The organism is Lawsonibacter sp. (genome assembly GCF_022777125.1).
Lineage (GTDB): Bacteria > Bacillota > Clostridia > Oscillospirales > Oscillospiraceae > Lawsonibacter_A > Lawsonibacter_A hominis.
On sequence record NZ_JALFGV010000014.1, the window covers coordinates 1 to 24,103 of the forward strand.

General features: G+C 60.1%; 21 protein-coding genes and 1 pseudogene. 10 read left to right on the forward strand and 12 right to left on the reverse strand.

All coding sequences use genetic code 11. The features are described 5' to 3' along the window. Nucleotides 1-187 precede the first annotated feature (187 nt). On the reverse strand, nt 188-931 hold the full coding sequence (locus MR825_RS01215) for an alpha/beta fold hydrolase (RefSeq protein ID WP_256176234.1): 744 nt from the start codon (nt 929-931) through the stop codon (nt 188-190). Between the two features lie 332 nt (nt 932-1,263). On the opposite strand from MR825_RS01215, the gene MR825_RS01220 reads away from it, so the two are divergent. The 5 genes from MR825_RS01220 to MR825_RS01240 all read left to right on the forward strand — a co-directional run bounded on the left by MR825_RS01220 (nt 1,264) and on the right by MR825_RS01240 (nt 5,368). Then, nucleotides 1,264-1,878, forward strand: coding sequence for a TetR/AcrR family transcriptional regulator (locus MR825_RS01220; protein WP_186906996.1), 615 nt, complete (start codon nt 1,264-1,266; stop codon nt 1,876-1,878). A 346-nt stretch (nt 1,879-2,224) separates the two neighbouring features. Next, nucleotides 2,225-2,668 (forward strand): hypothetical protein, encoded by a 444-nt coding sequence (locus MR825_RS01225; protein ID WP_186906995.1) that lies wholly within the window; start codon nt 2,225-2,227, stop codon nt 2,666-2,668. Between the two features lies 1 nt (nt 2,669). After that, a complete protein-coding gene (locus MR825_RS01230) occupies nt 2,670-4,166 on the forward strand; it encodes a sodium:solute symporter family protein (RefSeq protein ID WP_256176235.1) in 1,497 nt (498 codons plus the stop codon). 325 nt (nt 4,167-4,491) lie between these two features. Further along, the gene (locus tag MR825_RS01235; RefSeq protein ID WP_287878236.1) at nt 4,492-5,109 is read left to right on the forward strand and encodes a flavodoxin family protein; all 618 of its coding nucleotides are present in this window, start codon (nt 4,492-4,494) and stop codon (nt 5,107-5,109) included. A 13-nt stretch (nt 5,110-5,122) separates the two neighbouring features. Further along, on the forward strand, nt 5,123-5,368 hold the full coding sequence (locus MR825_RS01240) for an AMP-binding protein (protein WP_287878239.1): 246 nt from the start codon (nt 5,123-5,125) through the stop codon (nt 5,366-5,368). A 135-nt stretch (nt 5,369-5,503) separates the two neighbouring features. On the opposite strand, the gene MR825_RS01245 is transcribed toward MR825_RS01240, so the two are convergent. The 3 genes and pseudogenes from MR825_RS01245 to MR825_RS01255 all read right to left on the reverse strand — a co-directional run. Continuing rightward, nucleotides 5,504-7,111, reverse strand: coding sequence for a recombinase family protein (locus MR825_RS01245; RefSeq protein WP_287878242.1), 1,608 nt, complete (start codon nt 7,109-7,111; stop codon nt 5,504-5,506). Beyond that, nucleotides 7,104-8,819 carry a recombinase family protein gene (locus tag MR825_RS01250; RefSeq protein ID WP_287878245.1) on the reverse strand — a complete coding sequence of 572 codons (1,716 nt, stop codon included), beginning with the start codon at nt 8,817-8,819 and terminating at the stop codon, nt 7,104-7,106. Before MR825_RS01250 ends, MR825_RS01245 begins: the two co-directional genes overlap by 8 nt. 130 nt (nt 8,820-8,949) lie before the next feature. Further along, nucleotides 8,950-9,132, reverse strand: a pseudogene (locus tag MR825_RS01255) (VirB6/TrbL-like conjugal transfer protein, CD1112 family); the annotation flags it as partial. Between the two features lie 5 nt (nt 9,133-9,137). Between MR825_RS01255 and MR825_RS01260 the strand changes: the two are divergent. From MR825_RS01260 to MR825_RS01275, 4 genes are read left to right on the forward strand one after another with little or no spacing between them, the layout of a single operon-like run. Next, a complete protein-coding gene (locus tag MR825_RS01260) occupies nt 9,138-9,764 on the forward strand; it encodes a class I adenylate-forming enzyme family protein (RefSeq protein ID WP_287878246.1) in 627 nt (208 codons plus the stop codon). Nucleotide 9,765: 1 nt separating this feature from the next. Beyond that, nucleotides 9,766-10,788, forward strand: coding sequence for a 3-oxoacyl-ACP synthase (locus MR825_RS01265; RefSeq protein ID WP_287878247.1), 1,023 nt, complete (start codon nt 9,766-9,768; stop codon nt 10,786-10,788). Next, complete coding sequence (locus MR825_RS01270) at nt 10,785-11,207, forward strand: MaoC family dehydratase (protein WP_186906990.1); 423 nt, start codon at nt 10,785-10,787, stop codon at nt 11,205-11,207. The genes MR825_RS01265 and MR825_RS01270 overlap by 4 nt, the downstream gene beginning before the upstream one ends. A 17-nt stretch (nt 11,208-11,224) precedes the next feature. Next, on the forward strand, nt 11,225-11,644 hold the full coding sequence (locus tag MR825_RS01275; protein ID WP_256176237.1) for a MaoC family dehydratase: 420 nt from the start codon (nt 11,225-11,227) through the stop codon (nt 11,642-11,644). A 78-nt stretch (nt 11,645-11,722) separates the two neighbouring features. On the opposite strand, the gene MR825_RS01280 is transcribed toward MR825_RS01275, so the two are convergent. The 8 genes from MR825_RS01280 to trpE form a co-directional block, all read right to left on the reverse strand. Further along, nucleotides 11,723-16,102 carry a glycerophosphodiester phosphodiesterase family protein gene (locus MR825_RS01280; protein ID WP_287878250.1) on the reverse strand — a complete coding sequence of 1,460 codons (4,380 nt, stop codon included), beginning with the start codon at nt 16,100-16,102 and terminating at the stop codon, nt 11,723-11,725. A 226-nt stretch (nt 16,103-16,328) separates the two neighbouring features. Continuing rightward, the gene (gene trpA / locus MR825_RS01285) at nt 16,329-17,135 is read right to left on the reverse strand and encodes a tryptophan synthase subunit alpha (protein ID WP_287878253.1); all 807 of its coding nucleotides are present in this window, start codon (nt 17,133-17,135) and stop codon (nt 16,329-16,331) included. Further along, nucleotides 17,132-18,316, reverse strand: a complete 1,185-nt coding sequence (trpB, locus tag MR825_RS01290) for a tryptophan synthase subunit beta (RefSeq protein WP_186906985.1) — start codon at nt 18,314-18,316, stop codon at nt 17,132-17,134. Before trpB ends, trpA begins: the two co-directional genes overlap by 4 nt. A 4-nt stretch (nt 18,317-18,320) precedes the next feature. Then, on the reverse strand, nt 18,321-18,926 hold the full coding sequence (locus MR825_RS01295; protein WP_186906984.1) for a phosphoribosylanthranilate isomerase: 606 nt from the start codon (nt 18,924-18,926) through the stop codon (nt 18,321-18,323). After that, entirely contained in the window at nt 18,923-19,717 is a 795-nt protein-coding gene (gene trpC, locus MR825_RS01300) for an indole-3-glycerol phosphate synthase TrpC (RefSeq protein ID WP_287878256.1), read from the reverse strand. The genes MR825_RS01295 and trpC overlap by 4 nt, the downstream gene beginning before the upstream one ends. 2 nt (nt 19,718-19,719) lie before the next feature. Beyond that, on the reverse strand, nt 19,720-20,733 hold the full coding sequence (gene trpD, locus MR825_RS01305) for an anthranilate phosphoribosyltransferase (protein WP_186906982.1): 1,014 nt from the start codon (nt 20,731-20,733) through the stop codon (nt 19,720-19,722). Beyond that, a complete protein-coding gene (locus MR825_RS01310; protein WP_186906981.1) occupies nt 20,726-21,304 on the reverse strand; it encodes an anthranilate synthase component II in 579 nt (192 codons plus the stop codon). The genes trpD and MR825_RS01310 overlap by 8 nt, the downstream gene beginning before the upstream one ends. Beyond that, nucleotides 21,301-22,776 (reverse strand): anthranilate synthase component I, encoded by a 1,476-nt coding sequence (gene trpE, locus MR825_RS01315; RefSeq protein ID WP_287878259.1) that lies wholly within the window; start codon nt 22,774-22,776, stop codon nt 21,301-21,303. Before trpE ends, MR825_RS01310 begins: the two co-directional genes overlap by 4 nt. A gap of 523 nt (nt 22,777-23,299) precedes the next feature. Here trpE and MR825_RS01320 point away from each other — a divergent pair. Further along, nucleotides 23,300-24,103, forward strand: an 804-nt coding sequence (locus tag MR825_RS01320) for an NAD(P)-dependent malic enzyme (protein WP_287878262.1), incomplete at its 3' end; no start/stop codon positions are given.

Here is a 24,103-nt window from a genome sequence, read left to right on the forward strand (position 1 = left end):
TTCAGTTGTACAATTTTCTCGGACATGGTTTACAGACTCCTTTCAGAATGGTGTGTCGCAACTTCATTCTACCAGAGTTCTGCAAACCATGTCTCTTTTTATCCTCTTTTATATTTGCGCAACTTATTTTACCTTATCAAATAACAGGGCAGCCTCATAACGAGACTGCCCCTACAAACTTGAATTTTTACACCTTTACCATTGCAAGTATTTCTTCTACATAATCATTTGCGTGGTTAATTGAAAACTCTCCGTGATACATTTTCCTCATAACACGCAAAGAACTATTTTTCAGTTTTTCATTGATTATTTGTGCAGATTTTTTCATTGCAGCATTTTCTCTTTCACCTACAAATACTTTGACTTTTGCTGTACACGTTTCAATTGATTCTTTTATAGAATACAGAGAATTTGCTTGCAAAAATGCAATCATATTTTGTTTTGCAATACCACATGTATCTTTATAATAATCGTCAAATAACTCTTGCTTTATTTTAAGCGACTTAAATTGTAATTTTGAGAACCATTTATGTCTAATCAATCCGTAACAACTTCCAAACGCTGGTTTAATCATAGCATATGTGAGCTTTGAAGGAATAACCAAAGTACTCTCAACAATTGCATATTCGCAAATATTACCTCGCTGCGACAGTATTTCAAGCAATATCTGACCGCCAAGAGACAACCCACCTATTAGCAACACAGAACCCTTAAATTTCTCATCTATAAAGGAAATGATTTCTTTTGCATTATCCTCAATTGTTGTAAAACCATTATCACTTCCTGTGTGACCATCCAATATAGGAATAATGACATGAAATTTATTTTGAAGCGTTTCTGCTTCCTCTCGATAATTCCAGCAAGATAAACCGCCACCATGTAAAAGAATAATTACATCTCTATTCTCTTTTCCGTATCCCTTGTAATTCATATTCTTTTACCTCGTTATAAAATTCCGATTTGTCACTTTTTAATACTTGCATGTATTTTATCATGCAGGCAAACTATTTTCAATATATGGTCAAATTGCCGGAGATTTTAGTGGTGCACAAATAGAGTAAAAGGGATCGGGAAACACAGGACTTGAAACCTGATTCACATCATGATAAAATAATAAAATAACGGGTAGTTTGCCGCGCATCCGCGCACTCTGTGCGCGGACGCTGTCATTTTAGGCCCTGCTGTGAGCAACGGCGAAGGGCGGCTTTATCCGGCCCGAGCGCCGGGGTAAAGCAACAAAAACGGTTACAGAAGAGGTTGCGCATGGATATCACTCCGGAAAAGGCGTTGGTCAATCAGCCCAAAACCGTCCGCGGACAGGAGACCCTGAACCGTATCTGCCAGGCCGCAGAGCAGGTTTTCTATGAAAAGGGCTACTATGAGACCTCCATCAACGACATTACGAACCTGGCCAAGGTCAGCGCCGGGACCTTTTACATTTACTTTGAGAGCAAGCTGATGCTGTATAAATACCTGCTGTCCCAATACGGGCATCGGATCCGAAAGCACATCAGCCTGGCGGTGGCCAACTGTACCACCCGGCGCTCGGCGGAACGGGAGGGCCTGCGGGCCTGGCTGGGCTTTGTGGCGGAACACAAATATGTGTTCAATATCACGTGGGAGTCCCTGTTTATTGACCGGAGCCTTTTCGATGAATACTATGCCAATTTCTCCGCCGCTTACGTGGGGCAGCTGAAGAAGGCGCGGGAGAAGGGCGAGGTGGCCGACATTGATCCAGAGGTGCTCAGCTTTGCATTGATGGGCATCAGCAACTTTATCGGCCTGCACTGGGTGGTCTTCAAGGAGGAGCGCGATCTGGATCATGTGGTAAACGAGGCGATGAAAATCATTGACGGGATCTTTCCGCCGGAAGACTGACGCAGGGGAGACACGAGGGCGAACGGAACGGCCGTGGGATTTCTTACATCCACCGGGCGAAAATAGTCGTACGGCGAAAAAATCCGCACGATAGGGCTTGCTTCCGGTTGGGGCAATCCGGCTGAAAAAGGGGGACGGCACAGGGAAAGGCCTGTGCCGTCCCCTTTTTGAGGGATTCGTCAAAAACACAAGAGCGGGAGCGGGGTGAAAAAAATACTTGTTGACATTGCCAGTGGAGTGTGGTATGTTTGGCTTAAATATGAAACATGATTCATGTTTCATAAAGCGGCCGTCAGCCGGCGGGCGGCCGCAGCAAAAAGAGGACAAGAGAATAGGAGGTATCTGCATGGACATTTCCAAGCATAAGACCCTGCTGATCGTACTGATCGCAATCCTCTGGATCGCCTGCATCATCACGGGAACCACAGGACACTTTGTTCTCGGCATGTGCCTGGGCGTGGCGCTCATGTTCCTGCATATGATCTTGGGCGTGGCAAAGCAGGGAAAGGTCTCCAAACAGTTTTTGCTCTATCCCCTGCTGATCTGGGCGGCGCTGTGGCTGGTCAGCTTCATCCTGTCGGGCTACTTCGGCGATCGGTTTGCCGGAGGGATGCCCGCCTTTACGGTGCTGGGCTTCCATCCCTCCTTTGCGCCCACCATCTTCCTGTATTGGATCGGCGGACAGCTCACCCTGAATTTGGGGCTCTACCTGCTCCAGGATGAGTGGCTCTCCCAGAAGGACTGGGATGCGTTCTGCGACAAAGTCAAGGGAATGAAGGGGGTCAAATGATATGCCGCACAGTACGGTCGTTTTAATCGCAGCCTTTTCCGCGCTGATGATCGCGGTCTCCTTCGGCATCGGCGTCTGGGCCAAGAAAAAAGCCAATACCGCCCAAGCCTATTTTGGCGGTACCGCCATGTTCGGCCCGGTTGCCGTGGGCCTTTCCTCCATGGCGGGCATTGCCTCCGCGTTCGCCCTGGTGGGCGTTCCCGGTATCATCTACACCTCAGGAAACGCCATGACGTTCTGGATGCTCTCCGGCGCGGCCTTTGCCATGAGCTACATCATCCTGGGCAAGAAGGTGCGGGCCATGGCCGAGATCGCCCCCATCTCCAGTCTGGGCGATATCTGTGACGTGCGCTTCAACCATAACCGTTTTATCAAAGCCCTCATGTCCATTATTATCTGCCTGGGCTGCGTGGGCTATCTGGCCGCCCAGATCTCCGCGGGCAGCGCCCTCATCGCCCAGCTGGTGGATATCCCGCCCATCGTGGCCGGGTTTTTGATCTTTGGCCTGCTGACCGTCTACACCGCTTTGTCGGGCGAAGTGGGCGGCCTGCTGAGCCAGGCGTTCCAGGGCTTCGTCATGGTGCTGGCGGGGCTGGTGCTCATCATTGCCTTTTTTGTGGTCACCGGCGGCTTTGGAAATGTGCTGGAGGCCGTGTCCGCCGTCCCGGAGGTCACCGGGAGCAACGGGGTCACCAAGACGCTGGGCGCCACCCTGCTGGACGCCTGGGGGACCATGCCCGGCGGAATTTCCCTGACCTGGATGCTCATCCCCATCCTGGGCTGCGTAGGGCAGCCGCAGGTGCTCACCCGTATGTACGCGGTGAAGAATCCCCGGGATCTGCCTAAGGCCGGGCTGGTCACCGCCGTGACCCACACCATCGTGGGCTTCCTGGCGGTAGTGGCGGCCTACGGCGCGCTGTACCTGGTAGCGACCGGGACCATCGACCCGCTGGTTTCCGGGGATCAGGCCATCTATGCATTCTCCGATTATCTGGGCATCTGGGCGCAGGTGCTGGTGTACGCCGCCATACTGGCCGCCGCGCTGTCTTCGGCCAGTATGTTCCTGACCTCCTCCTCCACGCTGATCTCCAAGGACCTGACCTCTGCGCTGGGCATTAAGATCGCCCCGGAAAAGCAGATCAATGTCTCACGCGTCTTCATGTTTGTGCTGGGGGCCGTGTCCATCGTGGTGTCCATCTACTCGACCGAGATGGTGGCCCTGCTGGGCACCTTCGGCTGGGGCACCCTGGTCTCCGGGACCTTCCCGGTCTTTGTGCTGGGCCTGCTGTGGGAGCGCTGCAACGAGAAGGGCGTCATGTGCGGCGTAGCCGTCTCCCTGGTCTTCAACATCATCCCCTTCTTTGGATTCAAATTCCCCAGCGCCCTGCCCGGCTACTTTATCACCTCCGCCCTGGCGGTGGCCGTTACGGTGGTGGTTTCCATCATCGTCCCCAAAAAGGAACTCTCTCCCCAGCTGGACGCAGTGCTGAAGCTGTGATAACCTGGGGGAGGACGAGGCCGTCCGTGCGCCCGTAGTGTTGCGCCCAAAGGACGGGCCGGGACTTCTCGGATCCTTCCCAAGAAGAAAACAGCCTTCCCGTTCCGCCGGGCGGCAATGCCGCCCGGCCCTCCCCCCGCGTATCGTGTCCGCTCCGTGGGGCCGGCCGCACCACACAGACCATTCAGGAGGCGCCGCCCACGGCCCCTCCTGGTGGCGGACGGCGCCACGGAGCGGACGCTGCGAATCACCGGAGGTCCGCTGACGGACCGGTGTGGGCGCCGGTTCCGGCAGGGACGTCCCAAAACCGATTGGAGGAACCGATATGAGACTGCTGGCCATTTGCGGAAGCCCCCGGGAGTCGGGGAACACCCGCCGCTATCTGGAGCTTGCCCTGAAGGAGGCCCAAACGCTGGGCGCGGAGACCGAACTGGTCTGGCTGGGCGACAAGACCATTCATGGCTGCAAGGGCTGTTACGGCTGTGTCCAGGCCCGCCGCTGCGTCATTGAGGACGATTTCCAGCCCATCCTGGCGCAGATGGCCCGGGCAGACGGCATTCTCCTGGGCGCGCCCACCTATCATGCTTCCATTCCCTGTGAACTCAAGGCCCTGTTGGACCGGGCGGGTTTCTCCGGCCGCTGGGCGTGCAACGAGATGAAGAAAGCGGACGAGGGCTATACCTGGCAGGGGAGTCTGTTCTCCGGCAAGGTGGTCGCGCCCGTCACCGTGGCCCGGCGGGCGGGCCAGAACTTTGCCTTCGCGCAGCTGCTGCTCTGGGCGGCCTGCAACGACTGCGTCATTCCCGGAAACACTTACTGGAACGTAGGCGTTGCCGGAAAGGGCGGCGCGGTAGACGCCGACGGGGACAGCGAAGGCGTGTGGATCATGCAGGGCATGGCCCGCCGGATGGTGCGGACGATAGAGGCCCTGAACCGAACATAAGGAGCGATGTGATATGTCCAATGCATGGATCGGAAACTATGCCGCTTCCCGCGCACGGCTGAATCCCGGACGGGCGGCGGTGGAGGATCTGGATACCGGGGCGGTCTATACCTATGACGATCTGGAACGGCGGGCCAACCGGCTGGCCCACTATTTAAAAGAGGCCTGCGGCGTTGCCAAGGGGGACCGGGTGGCCTTCCTGTCCCGGAACCGGGTGGAACTCATCTGCCAATGTCAAGAGAAGACTAAAAAATTTTGAAAGATTTTTCGGGCAACGACACTGGACGATGAACCCTCCCCATCGAAAGTAGTATATCATACTATTTCGTTTATTTGGGACAATTTTTGTTCGATCCAGTGCCATTTGCCCGAAAAACCCGTACCTGAAAAGTTCTTATGAATTACCGAGAATTTGCTTGAACATATCTGAGAAATTCCACTCGATTTCAATATGCTCATTGTCAGTAACATACACTGCTTTGATGAAAGCAAGTATCATCTCACGAGTAAGGGACTGTGCCTTCTCATACTGGTGAACCGGTTTGAGTACGGCAGATACTTCACTGCTGTCCGTTGCTCTCAGTTCTTCTGCTTTGTTCTCTAATGCTGCAATCTGCTTTTCCAACTGCTCTATCTGTGATGTAAGCTCTTCACGCTTTTTCAAGTATGTCGCTTTATCCATGCTGCCTGCCATGTACCGATCAATATTTGCAAACTTATCCGTATTAGCCTTGTCCAGCTTGCGTTGAAGATCGGCAATTTGTAAAGCGCAGGCCTCCTGCTCATTTCCAAGTGAAGACTGACGCTTCTGGAGACGTTTTTCCAGCTTTTCGCTCATTGTAAAGAATTGTTGCAACGCTTGCCAAACGGTCTCTGAGATGATGTCCTCATAGATTTTTCCACTATAGCAAGTAGCCGTATTGGTCTGTTTTGTATAGGCACAAACAAAATATGGACGTTTAGCTTTCCTGTAATACATCAGCACCCGTCCACAAGAACCGCAGCGAACTATTCCACGGAACAGATGGGGAGAATCATCACCCGTGTTGCGAGGCTTAACTTTACGAATCACCTTTTGTGCTTCGAGAAATACTTCCTTACTGATAATTGCCTCGTGCATTCCCTCCACAATTATCTGTTCTTCCTTTGGTACAGCAGCAGTATGTTTGCCACCAACAGTCAGAGCTGTTCTCTTATGACCTACTACCGCACCGTAGTACATTTCCTGTCGCAAAACATTTAGAACATTGTAAGATGTCCAGTATAACTGAGAAGAAGAGTTTTTGAACTTCTTACTTTGCGGATGATGCTGCAAATAATATTGTCCGGGAGTCAAAATCTTATCTTCGTTCAAGCGTTTAGCTATTGCTGCTGCGTTCATTCCTGTAAGCGCATAATCAAATATCTGTTTTACTACAACAGCAGCTTCCGGATCAATCGCCAACTTGTTTTTAATCGTCTCATGCCTGCGCAATCCGTAGGGAACATGACCACCAAGGTACTCCCCACGCTTCATTTTGGAACGCTTGGCCGTTTTCACCTTCACGGACAGGTCTTTGCTATAGTAGTCATACACGATATTCTTCATGACCACATCTAAGCCGCCCGTGGTTCCTTTGTAGTCATTGCTGTCGTACTGGTCATTGACTGAGATGAACCGGACACCCAAGAACGGGAAAATCCGCTCCAGATAATCGCCCAGCTCAATGTAGTTCCGACCAAAGCGTGAGAAATCTTTGACTATTACACAGTTGATCTCGCCGGTTTTGATTTTCTCCAGCAGCTTCTCAAAGGAAGGCCTGTCAAAATTGGTGCCACTATACCCATCATCAAAAAACTCCGATTGAGGGCATCCGGCAAATTCAGGATGGCTGTCTATGAACCGGTTAATCAGGTCACGCTGGTGAGCAATACTATCACTTTCCGTTTTGCCCTCTTTTCTGGACAAGTCCATATCCGCCTGAGACAGACGGATATACTTTCCGAGTCGGTAATCAACCATTAGACAGCGCCTCCTTTCCCATCATTTCATCAAGCAACTCAAACAAGAGCTGGTGATCTTCTTTATAATTCAGCTTTACCTCTATACGTTTTCCTTCAAAGACATAGACCGCAGCAATCAGACGATCCACAATCTCTGCATCCAATTCTGTAGCGTCCTTTATGCCACGGATAGCACTCAACCATTCGTTATTCACAGAAAATGCTCGGTCAAAGCGTTCTTTCTTCTGGCGGGCTTCATCTAACCGGATACTCAGAGCAGCATACTGTTCATCATACTGTGCTTTTGCAAACAGGTATTCCTGATTGTCCAGTACGCCCTCCACATAACTCTCATACAAACCTTCTCGCTTAGTGGTAACTTTTCCAAGCTGCCGTGCAAGATTGTTTATCTCGTTCTGATACCGGTCACGGATATTCCGTTCTCCGGCACTTCCTTTGAGCTGACTAAGCAGCAGCTCCATATTAGCAGCCACGTTGACCTGCTGTTGGATCGTAGCGAAGACAGCTTCTTTCACATCAGCATAAAGCATCCCGTGCCGAGTGCAAGTGCGTTTTCTTGTATCAATGTATCCAGCACAGGCAAAATAATCGCTTCGATTATCAGCCCTCATACTCCGTTTGATAAACCGCATTCTTTTCCCGCAATCACCACAGGATATCTTCTTGTCAAAAAGGTTGATGACGGAGGCACGAGCTTCTTCCGTTTTATCTTTCTTTGCCTTATAAATAGCGGAGGTTTCAGCAAATATTGCCTGAACACGTTCAAACAACTCTCGATCCACAATCGGTTCATGATGATTAGAAATGACACGCCATTCTTCTCTCGGCGCACGGTGCATCTTTACGCCTTCATACAAGGATTTTGGAATACGTCCATAAACTAAATCTCCTACATAATATGGATTTTTCAGCATGTCAACAATGGAACGTGGAAACCATTCTGTTGTCTTATATTTTTCTGCGTGCCAAATACCCAACTGCACCTTGCGCATAGATGGTGTGGTTGCACCAACAGTGTTTAGTCTCCGGCAGATTTCTCCGTGCGAAACACCCTCGGCCTTCCAACGGAATATATTACGGACATGCTCTGCGACCTCTTCATCAATATCCAGCCCATACTGAACCGTCTTTGACTTCACGTAGCCATAAGGAACAAAGCCGGGAAGGAACTCACCCTTTTCCTGCCTTGCCCGGAAGGACGTAATAATCTTTCGGGAGATGTCCTTGGCGTAAATGTCGTTGATCATATTTTTCAACGGGATCAGCAGGCTTTCCTCGGAGCCATCCGTATTGAAGCTGTCAAAGTTGTCCGTGATGGAGATGAAGCGAACTCCAAGGAAGGGGAAAATCTTTTCCAGATACTCACCAGCTTCAATGTAATCACGGCCAAAGCGGGAAAGGTCTTTCACCAAGATGCAGTTGATCTTGCCCGCCCGTACCAAATCCATCATTCGTGAGAACTCTGGCCGGTCAAAATTGGTGCCTTTCTCCCCGTTATCGGTAAAGACTTCATAGAGCTTCAAAAAAGGCCGTTCTTCCAGATACGACTTGCAATAACTGATCTGGTTCTCAATAGAGTCTCCATTATCCAGCTTTCCGCTGTTTTCAATGGAAAGTCTGGCGTAGATTGCTGTATTAAAGACAGTTGCGACATGCTGCGGGACTTCCGCAACGGTCGTGACTGTTTTTCTGCTTTTTCTTGCCATTGCTTCATCCCTCCTTAAATTGCAGTCGGCAACTCAACAGTTTCCGACAATTTTTGAATATACCGGAGCGCTCTGGCACATTCGTCCTGATACTTAAAGAAAATCTCTATCCGGTTTCCTTCGTGTACTTCGATACCGTCATGCTATTGACCAGCACGGCATAGATACCTACGCAGACCATGATGAAAAAGCCCTGAATTGCCAGCGCCAAAAGGCCTCTTGCGTAATTGTTTCCGATGGAACCCCATTCACGGTTTGCGAATGTGGCAAACGGAACCGGTGCCACAGACGTGTAGAGATAAATTTCAATCATATGGCATGACCGAGGCGGGCCCCAACAACCTGTCCACCCCGGCCCAGTTCGTGCCCCAGAACGTGGTGGAGGAAAAGTTTGCCTCGGTGGGCAAACCCATGTACCTGTCTCTGGTGAAACTCATCGACGACGACGGCCGGGAGATCACCACCCCCGACACCCCGGGCGAGCTGCTTTGGAGCGGCCCGCAGCTCTTCTCCGGCTACTGGGAAAACCCCCAGGAGACCGCCGCCACCCTGGTGGACGGATGGGTCCATACCGGGGATATGGCTACGGTGGACAAGGACGGCTTCTATTATATCGTGGGCCGGAAGAAGAATATGTTTATTTCCGGCGGAGAGAACGTCTTCCCGCCGGAGATCGAGAGCGCCCTTTATGATATCGAGGCGGTGCGGGAGTGCTGCGTCTTCGGCGTCCCGGACGAGAAGTGGGGCGAGGTGGGCAAGGCAGTGGTCTCGCTCAAACCGGGCATGATCCTGACGCGCGGGGAGATCCTCTCCGCCCTCGACGGCAAGCTGGCCCGCTACAAGATCCCGAAATATATCACCTTCGTGGACGATGTGCCCAAGAACAACGTGGGCAAAATCGTGGTCAAGCAGGTCACCGACCTGTACGGCAAAGCGGAGGACTGACATGGCGGAGAAACAGATCAACGTGGGCATCCGCAGCATCGGCTGCTATGTACCCCAGGGCATCCGGGACAGCGCCTGGATCGGCGCGGCCTCCGGGATCCCCGAGCCGGTGATCCGGGAAAAATTCGGCATCCGGCAGGTCCACAAGGCCGGGCCGGAGGAGACGGTCTCCTCCATGGGAGCAGAGGCCGCCCGCCGCTGCCTGGGGGACTTCAACCCCAGGGATCTGGACCTGGTGGTCTACTGCGGCAGCGAGTATAAAGATTACTATCTGTTCAACTGCGCGGCCAGGGTACAGTACGAGATCGGCGCGGTCAACGCCGCCGTCTTTGAGATCCATAACCTCTGCTCCGCGGGCGTTTGGTCCCTGAAGGTACTCAAGAGCATGATGCTCCAGGACCCGGAATTGAAGCATGTGCTGCTGGTCTCATCCTCAAAGGAGGGGGATCTGATCAATTACCGGGATTCGGACAGCCGCTTCATGTTCAACTTCGGGGACGGTGCGGCGGCGGCGCTGCTGGAGCGTGACCTTGACGAGAACGTCATCCTGGAAAGCGCCATGATCGCCGACGGCCAGTTTGCCGCCGACGTATCGGTGCCCGGCATCGGGTGCCGCAACTTCGAGGGCTTCCGAAACATGCCCTGGGAGGATCACTTTCTGCGGGTGCTGGACGTGGCTAATATGAAGGAGCGGCTGGACCCCATCACCCTGGGGAATTTTGTAAGCGTCATTGCCAAGGCGGCCGACCGGAGCGGCTTCGGTCGGGCGCACATCGACTATCTGGCGCCCATCTTTATGAAAAAATCCATCCTGCTCCACCTGCTGGACCAGTTTGGGCTTGCCGAGGAGAACACCTTCGTGCTGGAGGAGTACGGCCACTGCCAGTCCGCCGACTGCTTTATCTCCCTGCTGGAGGGGGCGCGCTGCGGCAAGCTGAAGGCGGGGGACCGGGCGGTGCTGGTCTCCGCCGGTACGGGCTATACCTGGGCGGCCACCGGCGTACAATGGGGGCCGGTGAAATGAGCGAGCCTTTTTTCCGCCCCTGGGCGGAGATCCGGGCGGGAGAACAGGCGGAACTGACGGTTACTATGGACGACGCCCGGGTGCGGGCCTTCTCCGCCCTCATCGGAGACACGGACTCCTTTCACGTCAGTGACGAGGCCGCGGCGCGCACCGTGTTTCAAACGCGCATCTGTCACGGCGTGCATCTGCTGGCCTATGTATCGGTGACCATCGGGCAGAAGCTGCCCGGATTCGGCACCACCTACGTCTCCCACCAATTTACATTCCGGGCCCCGGTGTACATCGGGGATACCGTTACGGTCCGCATCACGGTTCTGGAGAAGCTGGAGCACCGCCGTCTGCTGCTGGAGACCGCCATCCGGCGGGGCGACGGCGCAGAGGTGCTCACCGGTCAGGCCGTGGTAAAGACCTACTGCTGAACGGAAGGAGCGATCCCATGCAGGGATTGACCATGCAGGAACTGAAGCTGGGCCAGAGCGCCAGCACCTCCAAGACCATCAGTGAGGCCGACGTCTATCTCTTTGCCGGGATCACCGGCGACCTGAATCCGGCCCATGTCAACGAGCCGTACGCGGAAGAGACCCGTTTCGGCGGACGCATCGCCCACGGGATGCTCTCGGCGGGGCTGATTTCCGCCGTCATCGGGATGCAGCTCCCCGGCCCGGGCACTATTTACATGGGGCAGGAGCTGAAATTCCTGGCCCCTGTGCGCATGGGGGATACCGTTACGGCTACCGTGACCGTAAGGGAGCTGGACCCGGCGCGCAACCGGGTGGTCCTGGAGACCACCTGCGAGAACCAGGCAGGCAAGCGCCTGATCGCGGGTCAGGCGCTGGTTATGCCGCCAGGCGCGTAACGGACCGGAAACGGCAAGACGCGGCAAGAAAGGCACGCCGCAGAGGGGGACCTCTGCGGCGTGCCTTTTTGCAGCGGGTCAGGCCTGCGGAGCCAGGAAACGCATCAGGAGAACGGCTACCTCCGCGCGCGTGGCCGTACCTTGGGGGTCCAGTGTGTTGCCGGGCTTTCCGGTCAGGATGCCGCTGGAGACAGCCCACATTACGGATGCTTCCGCAAAGGTGGAGACTGCCCCGCCGTCGGCAAAGGTCTCCAGACCGGCGCGGGCGGCGGTGTTCTGCCCGTGGCTTCCGGCATAGCGGAAGAGCATGGCAGCCAGCTGTTCTCGGGTAATAGGCCCGTCGGGATTGGTGCCGTCGCTGACCGCATTTTCCATGGCCCACAGCCGGGCGGCGGCATACCAGGGCTCACCGCCGGAGAAGCTCTGCCCGTCCAGCCTGGCCAGTACGGTCCAGAGCATGGCGCGGGTCATGGGAAGGCTGGGGGAGAAGGCGCCGCCGCTGGTCCCCTGCATCAGGCCCCGCGCCCAGACACCGGACACGGCCTGCCCATACCAAGCTCCGGAGGGAACGTCGGCAAAGGAAGGCGCGGGGACGGGCGCAGGGGTTTCGCCGGTCGGAACGAAGGACACGGACACCGTTACCGCGCCGGCGGGCATGGTAAAGGTATACCGGCCACCGCCGGCGTCGGTCAGAGAGAGCGCCCGGCCGTTTTGAGCGGCGGCGGAAAGCTGATCCAGCGCATAGCCCTCGCCGGGGGTGACGGTGAGCGTGACCTTGTCCCCCATGGCGGCGCGTTTGGGACGGACGGTCACGAGACCGCCCGTTACGTTGGAGGGGATGCTGACGGGATAACGGCTGAGCTCCGCGCTGCCGCTGGAAGCGGCCCCGTCTCCGCCGTCGTGGCCGCCGTCCTGCGTGGTGCCGGTCAGGGTAAAGGCGTTGGAGTAAACATCGTAGCTGCCGCCGCTGTTGAAGGGGCAGGTGTAGCGCAGCAGGGCCAGCGTTTCACCGGCGGCCAGCGTGTAGGTGCCGTCCTCATTTTGGACGGGCGCCGTGCCGGAGAGGACCTTCAGCTCCACCACGGGGGCGGCGAGCACTGTGCCGTCCTGGGTGGTTACCACCGGCGAGAGCGCCACGCGGGAGCCCGCTTTGGCGGATAGGTCGGACTGAGTGACGCAGACCGCATACTTGCTGGCCCACATGCTGTAATCCGTGGTGTCGCCATTGATGCCCTGCTTCATGTAGGTATCCATAAGCCCCTGGTCCCGCACGGTCCAGGGCCAGAAGGTGATGCCGCGGTATTCGGCGTCCCGCATGGCCTGGACAAACGCGGCGCTGCCGCCGCCATAGCTGGGATTAAAGGTATTGTTGTCCTTCCAGACGCTCAGAGCCACGCTTTGAATGTTGGCGTTTGCGCTGCCCTGATCGCTGAACCCGGTAAGGTAGCCGCAGGACATTTCGGGCCAGGTCCTGGCCATCTCGTCCCGGATGTTGGCGTTGAATGTGATGACCACGCACTGCTCCACCACGTCCAGCTGTTCGGCCAGGGCCTTGACGGCGGCTACGATGGCAGTCTGGCTGGATTTGATCTCGATGAAGTGGACCACGTCCTTGCCCTTGAATTCCGTGAAGAACTGCTCCAGGGTAGCCATGCCCTCGCCGTCCTCCAGATTGACGGGGTTTTTGAACGAGAGCGCCTGAAGTTCCGCCCAGGTGCAGCGCTCCACCGTCAGGTTCTGGTTGTACAGCCGCCCGGTGGTGCCGTCGTGGTCGATGACCAGCACGCCGTCGGTGGTAAGATAGACGTCGTTTTCGATGGCGTTGGCCCCGGATACATAGGCGTGTTTGGCGCTGCTCAGCGTGTTTTCCGTCGTATCGCCGGGCTGGCCGCGGTGGCCGGTGATATAGGTGGGGCGGGCCATGATGATGCCCTCGTCCAGGGATTCCATGGCCGCGATGACTGCCCCGGGGGCAGTGGTAACGATGCCGTTGGGGCCGGCCGTGACCATGGAATAGACGGCCCTGGGATCGGCGGGCGTCTCGGCCCAGACCGTGATCAGCCGCCGCTGGAGGAAACGGATATGCTCCAGAGAGGCGCTTTGCGCGTCCAGCAGAGCAATTTTGGCATGACTTGCGTTGGTGAGGCTGGCGGCGCGCCACAACTCCTTGCCGGTGAGGCTTCCGTCTCCATCAGCGTCCAGATCCTGGAAGGTATAGCGGATCGCGCCCCGCACGCCGGTACAGGCTGCGGCGATCTCCTCCACCAGGGCGGCGTTGGCGCAGTCGGCCAGAACGGAGACATCCATGAGATTCTGCGCCGTGATCCAGTCCTTGACCGCCTGTGCCGCCGGCGCGTCGGAGAGGAAGAGGACCGGCAGGGTGGTGTCCCCCGTCTGCTCCAGGTAGGCGTCCAGCGAATCGGAGAGAAGCGCCCCGCTGCGGTCATAGACCCTCAGCGCGCTGTCCGGATAGACAATGATGCTGGAAGGGCGCTTTTCCGCCGCGGCGACTGCCAGCGCGTCGTTTCCGGCGTCATACACCACCGCCGCGGGGGAAGTGATGGCGGTGTCGGGAGCGTAGAGATCAGCCTGATAGTTGGCCCGGCCCTGGGTGCCCGGGGTGACCTGAAGGGACACGTTGTCGATGTACAGCTCGACGCCGCGGTCGGAGAAGCCAAAGCGGCCGGCGGAGAGACCGCTGAAGGGGGTGGTCAGGATTAGAACGTCGTTGATGTACTGGCGCACCACGCCCCTGGCGCACTCGGTGCGGAAGGTGTAGACCGTATCGGGGTCAAAGTCCTGCGTAAAGCTGCCCGTGGATACCACGTTCCAGCCGCTGCTCCACTGGGCCAGCTCCACACCGCCGCTGGAGGCGCTGATGCGGGAGATGGTCTGCCACCAGGAGCCTGCGTTTTGATACCCGAACATCAGACCGGCCCAGCGCCCGGCCTGGCTGGCGCTGGCAAAGCGCAGGTCCGCTTCAAAGATAAAGTCCACGTTTTCACCGGAACCGGCGATCACGGGGGTGAGCAGGCGGGAAGTGCCGCTGTCGTCTCCGTTTGCGCCCAGGCGAAGCACGCCGCCGGTGACCGAGGCGTCCACACTTCCGGCGGCCGTCAGGGACCAGCCCTGGGGCAGCTGACCCTCGGCCACGCCGTCAAACGTCTGGGTGTAAACGACGCGGTTGGGGGTGATGGAAAGCGTCTGCAGCGCGGCGTTCAGAGTGAGCGTCAGATCATAGCGGCCGCTTTCGCCGTCCCAGGCGGCGTTTACGTGGCCGCCGCGCGCGAGGAAATCACTCCCGGCCAACAGCTCCGCGGCGGCCGCGGCGGCCTGCTGATCCTGGCCCTCGTCCGCCGCCAGCAGGTTGTAGCGCAGCAGGTCGGCCGCCGTCCGGGCGGCCTCGGCGTCGGCGGCGGCCTCCGCCTCGCGGCTGCGCAGGGTAAGCGCGGCGGAGCAGCTGCCGCCGTCCCAGGCAGCGGTAATGGTGCAGCTCCCCTGCCCGGTCAACGAAAAGGGCACCTGGGCGGAGCCGTTTTCAAAGGAGAGGTCCAGGGCGGTGCCGCTCGCTTGCTCCTGAAAGCTGGCGTCCAGGCTGCCGCTGCGCTCCAGGGCGTCGCAGGCGTAGTTGGCCTGGACCTCTTCCTGGCTCAAGGCGCGGTCATACAGGCGGACGGAACGAAAGACCGCCTCGAACTTCCGGGTGTCGTCGTCGTGGCCCAGGCGCATCCAGCCGGAGGCGCCGATGACGCCGGCGGGGGTCCAGCTGGCGGCGGCTTCGCCGTTGACATAGACGGTGCTCTCCGCCCCGGCGGTAAAGACGATGGAGACCGTGGAGCCCTGGAGCAGCGCGGCGGCGTCGTTGAGCTTGGGCCGGTTCTGGTTGTTGCCGTTCTTGAATTCCCAGACGCCGTTGCTGGCCCGGTGGAAGACGCTGAACGAGTCGTTTTCGGAGCTGAGCAGCGTACCGAAGCTGTTGCCGTAAAGAATGTAGTCGTCCACCACCATCTCCAGGGTGAAGGCGCTGCCGTTGATGGTGTCCTGCAAACACTGAGGGGTGCTGTAAGCGGTGTTCTTGAGGTGAAAGCCCTCCCCGGTCCAGTAGTTGTCCCCGGAGAGCTCGGACAGGGCCAGATCGGCCCCGTTTCCGCTCAAGTCCTCCCAAACCGTGGCCGCGGCATCGTGGCCGCTTTTCGTGTTGCAGACCCCGTCCCAGTGGAGGACAAGGCCCTCGTCCACGCAGTCCGGGGCGTTGTCCGCCGTCAGCGTGACGCGTTTGGTTCCGGTAAAGTCGTCCCCGGTGTTCAGAGTCAGCATGGCGCTTTCGCCGGAGTAAAGCTGCTCCGGTACGGCGATCTGCCCGCCGAAGGGCTCCGCGGCCCGGGCCGGCGCCGCCAGCTGGGCCGTCAGCGCGGCGGCCAGAACCAGCCCGGACAGCCTGTGAATCGTCTGTTTCACTCCTGGTTTCCTCCCAATTAAACAATGGCTTTGCCGCGGCGTCCATACGCGCGCCGGCCGTTTCATTGTAAAAGCGGGAGGCCGTCTCCTGCAACGGAGGGGCGGTAAGCTCTGTTTGCAGTTTCGGTCAAGGACAGCGGCAGACAAGAAAAAAGGTTGTAATGGGCGAAAAGATTGCAACAAGAGAGCTGACGCCAACGGGCAAATGGAAAAACAAACGTAAAATTTAGGGGGGGTCTGCCTCTGCCGGACGCTGCGGGGCGCTCACCGCCGCCTTCATCGCCTGGACATAGTCCCGGACCGCGGGTACGGCGTCGCGCCCGTACCGCCCGGCCAGCGTTACGATGGCGGAGCCAACGATGGCCCCGTCGGATACAGCGGCCATGGCGGCCGCTTGCTCGGGCGTGGAGATCCCGAAGCCCACGGCGCAGGGGATACCCGGGTTGGCCCGCCGGACCAGCTCCACCATGGCGCCCACGTCTGTGGTGATCTGGCGGCGCATGCCGGTGACGCCCAGGGAGGACACGCAGTAGACGAAGCCCTCCGCCGCCCGGGCGATCTGGGTGATGCGGCCGGCCGAGGTGGGGGCGATCAGGGAAATGAGGTCCAGTCCGTACTTGCGGCACAGCGGGGCAAATTCCTCTTTTTCCTCAAAGGGCACGTCGGGGAGGATCAGCCCGTCGACCCCGGCGGCTGCGGCGGCGGAGAGGAAACGCTCCGTACCGTAGGAGAAGACCACGTTGGCGTAGGTCATGAACACCAGGGGAAGGGTAAGCGTCCTGCGCAGGCGGCGCACCAGCGCAAAGATCGAATCGGCGGTCACGCCGCCGGACAGGGCCCGGGCATTGGCGGCCTGGATGACCGGGCCCTCGGCGGTGGGGTCGGAAAAGGGGATGCCCAGCTCGATGAGGTCGGCCCCCGCCTGGGCCATGGCGTGCACAATGGCCTCGGTGGTCTCCAGATCCGGGTCCCCGCAGGTGAGGAAGGGGATGAAGGCCTTCCCGCCGGCAAACGCTTCTTTGATTCGGCTCATTCGCGGATCTCCTCCCCACGATACCGGGCGATGGCGGAGCAGTCCTTGTCGCCCCGCCCGGAGATGTTGATGACGATGATCTGTTCCCGCCCCATGGAGGGGGCCAGCTTCCGGGCGCAGGCCACCGCATGGGCCGACTCGATGGCGGGAATGATGCCCTCCATGCGGCTCATGTACGCAAAGGCGTCCACCGCCTCGCTGTCGGTCACGCTTACGTATTCCGCGCGGCCGGTGTCATGGAGCCAGGCGTGCTCCGGGCCGATGCCGGGGTAATCCAGCCCCGCGGAGATGGAGTACACCGGGGCGATCTGGCCGTACTCGTCCTGGCAGAAGTAGCTCTTCATACCGTGAAAGATGCCCAGGCGGCCGGTGGCGATGGTGGCCGCCGTGTCGGGGGTATCCACCCCCCGGCCCGCCGCCTCACAGCCGATGAGCCGGACGGAGGGGTCCTGGATGAAGTGATAGAACGCCCCGATGGCGTTGGAGCCCCCGCCCACACAGGCCAGCACCGCGTCGGGGAGCCGTCCTTCCCGCTCCAGAAGCTGCTGCCGGATCTCCCGGGAGATCACCGCCTGAAAGTCCCGCACGATGGTAGGGAACGGATGGGGCCCCATACAGGAGCCCAGGCAGTAGTGGGTATCGCGGATGCGGGCGGTCCACTCCCGCATGGTCTGGCTGACTGCGTCCTTCAGGGTGGCGGTGCCGGTGGCCACCGGATGGACCTGCGCCCCCAAAAGGCGCATTTTGTAGACGTTCAGGGCCTGGCGCCGGGTGTCCTCCTGGCCCATGAACACCTCGCACTCCATGCCCAGCAGCGCCGCCGCCGTGGCGGTGGCCACCCCGTGCTGGCCCGCCCCCGTCTCGGCAATGAGGCGCGTTTTGCCCATTTTTTTGGCCAGCAGCGCCTGGCCCAGCACATTGTTGATCTTGTGGGCCCCGGTGTGGTTCAGGTCCTCCCGCTTGAGATAGATCTTCGCGCCGCCCAGGTCCTGTGTCATGCGGCGGGCAAAGTACAGCCGGGAGGGCCGCCCGGCGTATTCGTTGAGCAGCTCGGACAGCTCCGCGTTGAACTCCGGGTCGTCTTTGCAGCGGTTGTAGGCATCCTCCAGCTCAATCACCGCGTTCATCAGCGTCTCGGGCAGATACTGCCCGCCGTGGATGCCGAATCGTCCCTTGGACATGCTCTCATTCCTCTCTGGCGGCGGTCACCGCCGCCTGTATTTTGGCAGGGTCCTTGACCCCGTCCGTCTCCACCCCGCTGGACAGATCCAGCCCATAGGGGCGCAGGGCGGCGACGGCCCGGGGGATGCTCTCCGGCGTCAGCCCTCCCGCCAGCAGGAAGGGGCGATGCACGCTCCCCGCCAGGGACCAGTCGAAGGTCTGGCCGGTGCCCCGGCCGTTATCCAGCAGCACCAGATCCGCGCCTGAGGCGTCGGCCGCCGCCAGGTCGGCCTGGGAGCGGAGCTGGAACGCCCTCCAGACCACACAGCCCGGAGCCAGCGTTCGCAGGACGGAAATGTAGGCGTTATCCTCACGGCCATGGAGCTGAGCGACGGAGATGACGCCGCTGTTCAGCAGGGCGGCGACCTCCTCCACCGGCCGGTCCACGAACACCCCCACCGGCCGGATGTCCGGGTCCAGGCCCGCCCGCAGGGCGCGCGCCTGCTCCGGGGTCACGTTTCGGCGGCTGCTGGGGAAATTGAGGATGAATCCGCACCAGTCCGGCTTCGCCGTGTTCACATATCGCACGTCCTCCGGCCGGGTGAGGCCGCAGATCTTGATGCGGGTCATCGGGCCGCCTCCCGCAGGGCGGAGAGCATGGCCCCCCTGTCCGGGGCGCGCATGAGCGCCTCGCCCACGAGCACCGCGTCCGCGCCGATCCGTTTCAGGGCGGATACGTCCTCCGGGGCGCGCACGCCGCTTTCCGCCACGTAGAGCACCCCCGGCGGGATCTGATCCCGCAGCCGGGCGGCGTTGGAGAAGTCCACCGAAAAGTCCTTCAGATTCCGGTTGTTCACCCCGATGATCTTCGCCCCGGCGGAGACGGCGCTGGCGATCTCCCCTGCGTCGTGGGCCTCCGCCAGGGCGTCCAGCCCCAGCTCCTCACAGATCCCCAGATACCGGGCCAGCTCGTCCGTGTCCAGCAGGGCGCAGATCAGCAGCACGCAGTCCGCCCCCATGAGCCTGGCCTGATAAAGCTGATATTCATCCACCGTGAAGTCCTTGCGGAGCATGGGCAGGGACACGGCGCCCCGGATCTCCCGGAAGATCTGATCCGAGCCCAGGAACCATTTGGGCTCCGTAAGGCAGGAGATGGCGTCCGCCCCCGCCGCCTGATAGTCCCGCGCGATGTCCCGATAGGGGAAGTCCGGCGCGATGACCCCTTTGGAGGGGGAGGCCTTTTTCACCTCGCAGAGGAAGGACAGGCCCGGCCGCTCCAGGGCCGCGCGGAAAGGGGCGCCGCCGGCCCGCCCCAGGGCCCGGCACTGGGCCTGGAGCGCGTCCAGGCTGGTCTCCTCCTCCGCCGCCGCCACCCGCTCCCGGGCGTGGGCGGCAATGGCCTGCAGAATGGTGGCGGCCATGCTCAGCCCTCCCGGGAGAGGCGGACGATCTCCTCCAGCTTTTCAAGGGCCGCGCCGGAGTCGATGAGCTCCTCCGCCTGCTTCACGCCGCCGGCCATGGTGCCGGCCCTGCCGCCGATGTACAGCGCGGCCCCCGCATTGAGGCATACCGCCTGACGCTTGGCGCCCCGCTCCGTCCCCTCCAGAATGGAGCGGGTGATGGCGGCGTTCTCCGCCGGGGCGCCGCCTGCCAGCGCCTGCTTGCCGCAGCGGGGATAGCCGAACTGCTCCGGCGTGAGCTCATAGGACTGGAACCAGCCGTCCCGGATCTCGCACACGGAGGTGGGGGCGGACATGGAGATCTCGTCCAGCCGGTCCTGGCCGAACACCACCATGCCCCGCCGCACCCCCAGGTTGGACATGACCTGGGCCAGCGGCTCCACCAGGGCGGCGTCGTAAACGCCCATCAGCTCCCGCCGGGCCCCGGCGGGGTTGGAAAGGGGCCCCAGGATGTTGAACACGGTTCGGATGCCCAGCTCCCGCCGCACGGGCGCCACATATTTCATGGAAATATGGTAGTTTTGGGCAAAGAGAAAGCAAAAACGCTGCGCCTCCAGCAGCTGGGCGCTCTGTTCCGGGGGCAGGGCGATGTTGACTCCCAGCGCCTCCAGCACGTCGGCGGCGCCGCATTGGGAGGAGGCCGCGCGGTTGCCGTGCTTGGCGACCGGAACGCCGCCGGCGGCCACCACAAAGGCCGAGGTGGTGGAGATATTGAAGGAGTTGGCCCCGTCGCCGCCGGTGCCGACGATCTCCAGCGCGTCCAGGTCGTGGAGCAGCCGGACACAGTGGGCGCGCATGGAGGCGGCGCAGGCGGTGATCTCATCGATGGTCTCCCCCTTCATGGCCAGCGCGGTGAGGAAGGCGGACATCTGGATCGGGCTGGCCTGGCCGCCCATGATCTCGTCCATCACGGCGGCGGCCGTGTCATAGGACAGGTCGTGCTTGGCGGCAAGCTGATGAATGGCTTCTTTAATCATGATGGGTTCCCTCCAGAAAACGGTGCAGGATGGCGGCGCCCTGGGGCGTCAAAATGGACTCGGGATGGAATTGCAGGCCGTAGACGGGATAGCTGCGGTGTGCCACCGCCATAATTTCCCCGTCTTCGCTGCGGGCGGTGACCTTCAGACAGCCGGGCAGAGACTCCTCCGCGGCGGCCAGGGAGTGGTACCGCCCGGCGGTGATGGCCTCCGGCAGGCCGCGGAAGAGGGGACAGGCCTGATCCAGCATTACCCGGGACTGCTTGCCGTGCATGAGCTGCCGGGCGTAGGAAACGCGCGCGCCGAAGGCCTCGCAGATGGCCTGGTGGCCCAGGCAGACCCCCAGTATGGGCACCGCGCCCGCCAGCTCCCGGACCGCCTGCTCGCACACGCCGGCGTCCGCCGGGCGGCCGGGACCGGGCGAGAGGATCAGGCGGCTGGGGGCGAGGGCGCGCAGGTCCCGGACCGTCACCGCGTCGTTGCGGACCACCCGGATATCGGGCGTGATGCTCCCCACCAGCTGATAGAGGTTATAGGAAAAGCTGTCGTAATTGTCGATGAGCAGGATCATAGGTCTCTCTCCTTCTGGGCCAGCTCCAGGGCCCGGACCACCGCCTGAGCCTTGTTGATGCACTCCTGAAATTCTTTCTCCGGCTCCGAATCGGCCACGATGCCCGCCCCGGAGCGGATGAAGACCTTGCCGTTTTTCCGGAAGGCCAGGCGGATGGCGATGCAGGTGTCCAGGTTGCCGGTGAAGTCCAGATAGCCGATGGCGCCGCCGTAGACGCCCCGCTTGTTGTTCTCCAGGGCGTTGATGATCTCCATGGCCCGCAGCTTGGGTGCGCCGGAAAGGGTCCCCGCGGGCAGGATGGCGTCCACCGCGTCCACCGCGTCCCGGTCCTCCCGCAGTACGCCCCGGACGGTGGAGCCGATGTGCATCACATGGGAAAAACGCTCAATGGACTGGTAGCGCTCCACCTCCACCGTACCGAAGCGGCTGATCCTGCCGATGTCGTTGCGGCCCAGATCCACCAGCATGTTGTGCTCGGCCAGCTCCTTTTCGTCGGCCAGCAGCTCTTTCTCCAGGGCGGCGTCTTCCTCCGGCGTTTTGCCCCGGGGCCGGGTGCCCGCCAGCGGGAAGGTGTGCAGCACCCCGTCCTCCAGCTTGACCAGCGTTTCCGGCGAGGCCCCGGCAAGCTCGATCTCGTCGCTGGTAAAGTAGAACATGTAAGGGGAGGGATTGGTGGTGCGCAGCATCCGGTAGGCGTCCAGCAGGGAGCCTTCAAATTCCGCCTCCAGCCGGTTGGAGAGGACCACCTGGAAGATGTCGCCCTCAAAGATGTACCGCTTGGCCCGCTCCACCATGGCGCAGTAGGCGGCCTGGTCGAACAGCGGGGTGATGGGCCCGGTCAGGCGGCCGGGCTGACGGGGGAGCGCTTCGCCGCCGCGGAGCAGCTGGGCCATCCGCTCCAGCTCGGCGCAGGCGGCGGGGTAGGAGACGTCCAGGTCCTCCGCGCCGGCGCTGACGATCAGGATGAGCTTCTGCCGGAAGTGGTCGAAGACCACCACCTTCTCAAACAGCATCAGGTCCATATCCTGAAAGCCCTCCTGGTCCTGGGCGTCCAGCACCAGCGCGGGCTCGGCGTATTTTACGTAATCATACGAGAAGTAGCCCACCAGTCCGCCGGTAAAGGGCGGCAGGCCGGGCAGGCGCGGGCTTTTGTGGGCGGCGAGCAGCTCCCGCAGGGCCTGGCCGGGATGGGCGGTGCGCCGGCGCAGGGGCTCCTCCCCCCGCAGCGTGAGCAGGCCGTCGGTGCAGGTGACCTCCAGCGTGGGGTCAAAACCTAAAAAGGAGTAGCGGCCCCAGCCGCCGCTGTCGGCGGCGGATTCCAGCAGGAAGCAGTGCCCGCTCCGAGCCCGCAGGATACGAAGCGCCTGAATGGGAGTGGTAAAATCGGAGAGGAGCTCCCGGCTGACGGGGATCTTCCGGTAGGCTCCGCAGGCCGCGATGGCGCGGGCCTGCTTGAGTGAGGGATAATACATGCGTTGACCTCCTTCGGGACGGGGCAGCAAAAAACGCCCGTCCCTGACAGTAATCTGTCAAGGACGAGCGTATCACGGCTCGCGGTGCCACCTTGATTCGCGGCCGATGGGCCGCGCACTTTGCGGGATACCAGCATATCCCCGGCAACAAACGTATGCCTCCACGTCGCGAAATACTAAGCCTCGCCGGCGGTTCCTCGCGCCCTCTGTGATCCATTTGCCTGCCTGCGTCCTGCCCGGCTCTCAGCTGCCCGGACTCTCTGTGAGTGCACAACAGACGTTATCTTCACATCAACGGTTTACCCTATTAAATTTTGACATATGATACACCAGAAAAATTGAGTTGTCAAGAGCGGCTGGAGCATTTTTTACCCGTTTTTCCGAAAAACAGACCGCGCTGTTCCGGAGCGGGGCGGGAGGCGGGGATCGGCATTGACTTGGTATGGAACGTGCAAGTATAATGATGACTGCTGAAGAAGAACGGTCAAATCCCTGAAGCAAAAAAGAAGCGGGAGGAATCGACATGGATTATGCAAAAGAAGCGCTGCGCCTGCATCGGGAATGGAAGGGAAAGCTGGAGGTCACGCCGAAGGTGCCAGTGGCCACGCGGGAGGATCTGAGCCTGGCCTATACGCCCGGCGTGGCCGCGCCCTGCCTGGAGATCCAGAAGGACGTGGACCAGAGCTATGAGCTGACCGGCCGCTGGAACACCGTGGCGGTGGTTACGGACGGAACGGCGGTGCTGGGGCTGGGGGACATCGGTCCGGAAGCGGGGATGCCCGTCATGGAGGGCAAGTGCGTGCTCTTCAAGGCATTCGGCGGAGTGGACGCCATTCCCCTGTGCGTGCGCAGCAAGGACGTGGACGAGATCGTGAATACCGTGGCCCTGCTGGCCGGGTCCTTCGGGGGCGTGAACCTGGAGGACATCTCGGCGCCGCGGTGCTTTGAGATCGAGCGGAAGCTGAAGGAGCGCTGCGACATCCCGATCTTCCACGACGACCAGCACGGCACGGCGGTCATTACGCTGGCGGGCCTGACCAACGCCCTGAAGGTGGTGGGGAAGCGGAAGGAGACGGTCCGTGTGGTGATAAACGGCGCCGGGGCGGCGGCGATCGCCATCTGCAAGCTGCTGCTGGCGGCGGGCGTGAAGGACGTGACGCTGTGCGACCGCAGCGGAGCCATCTACGCGGGCCGGGAGAAGGGGATGAACGCCGTCAAGGAGGAAATGGCCCGGGTGACCAACCTGCAGAAGCGGGCGGGCAGCCTGGCGGAGGTGCTGGCGGGGGCCGACGTGTTCATCGGCGTGTCGGCGCCCGGCGCGGTGACG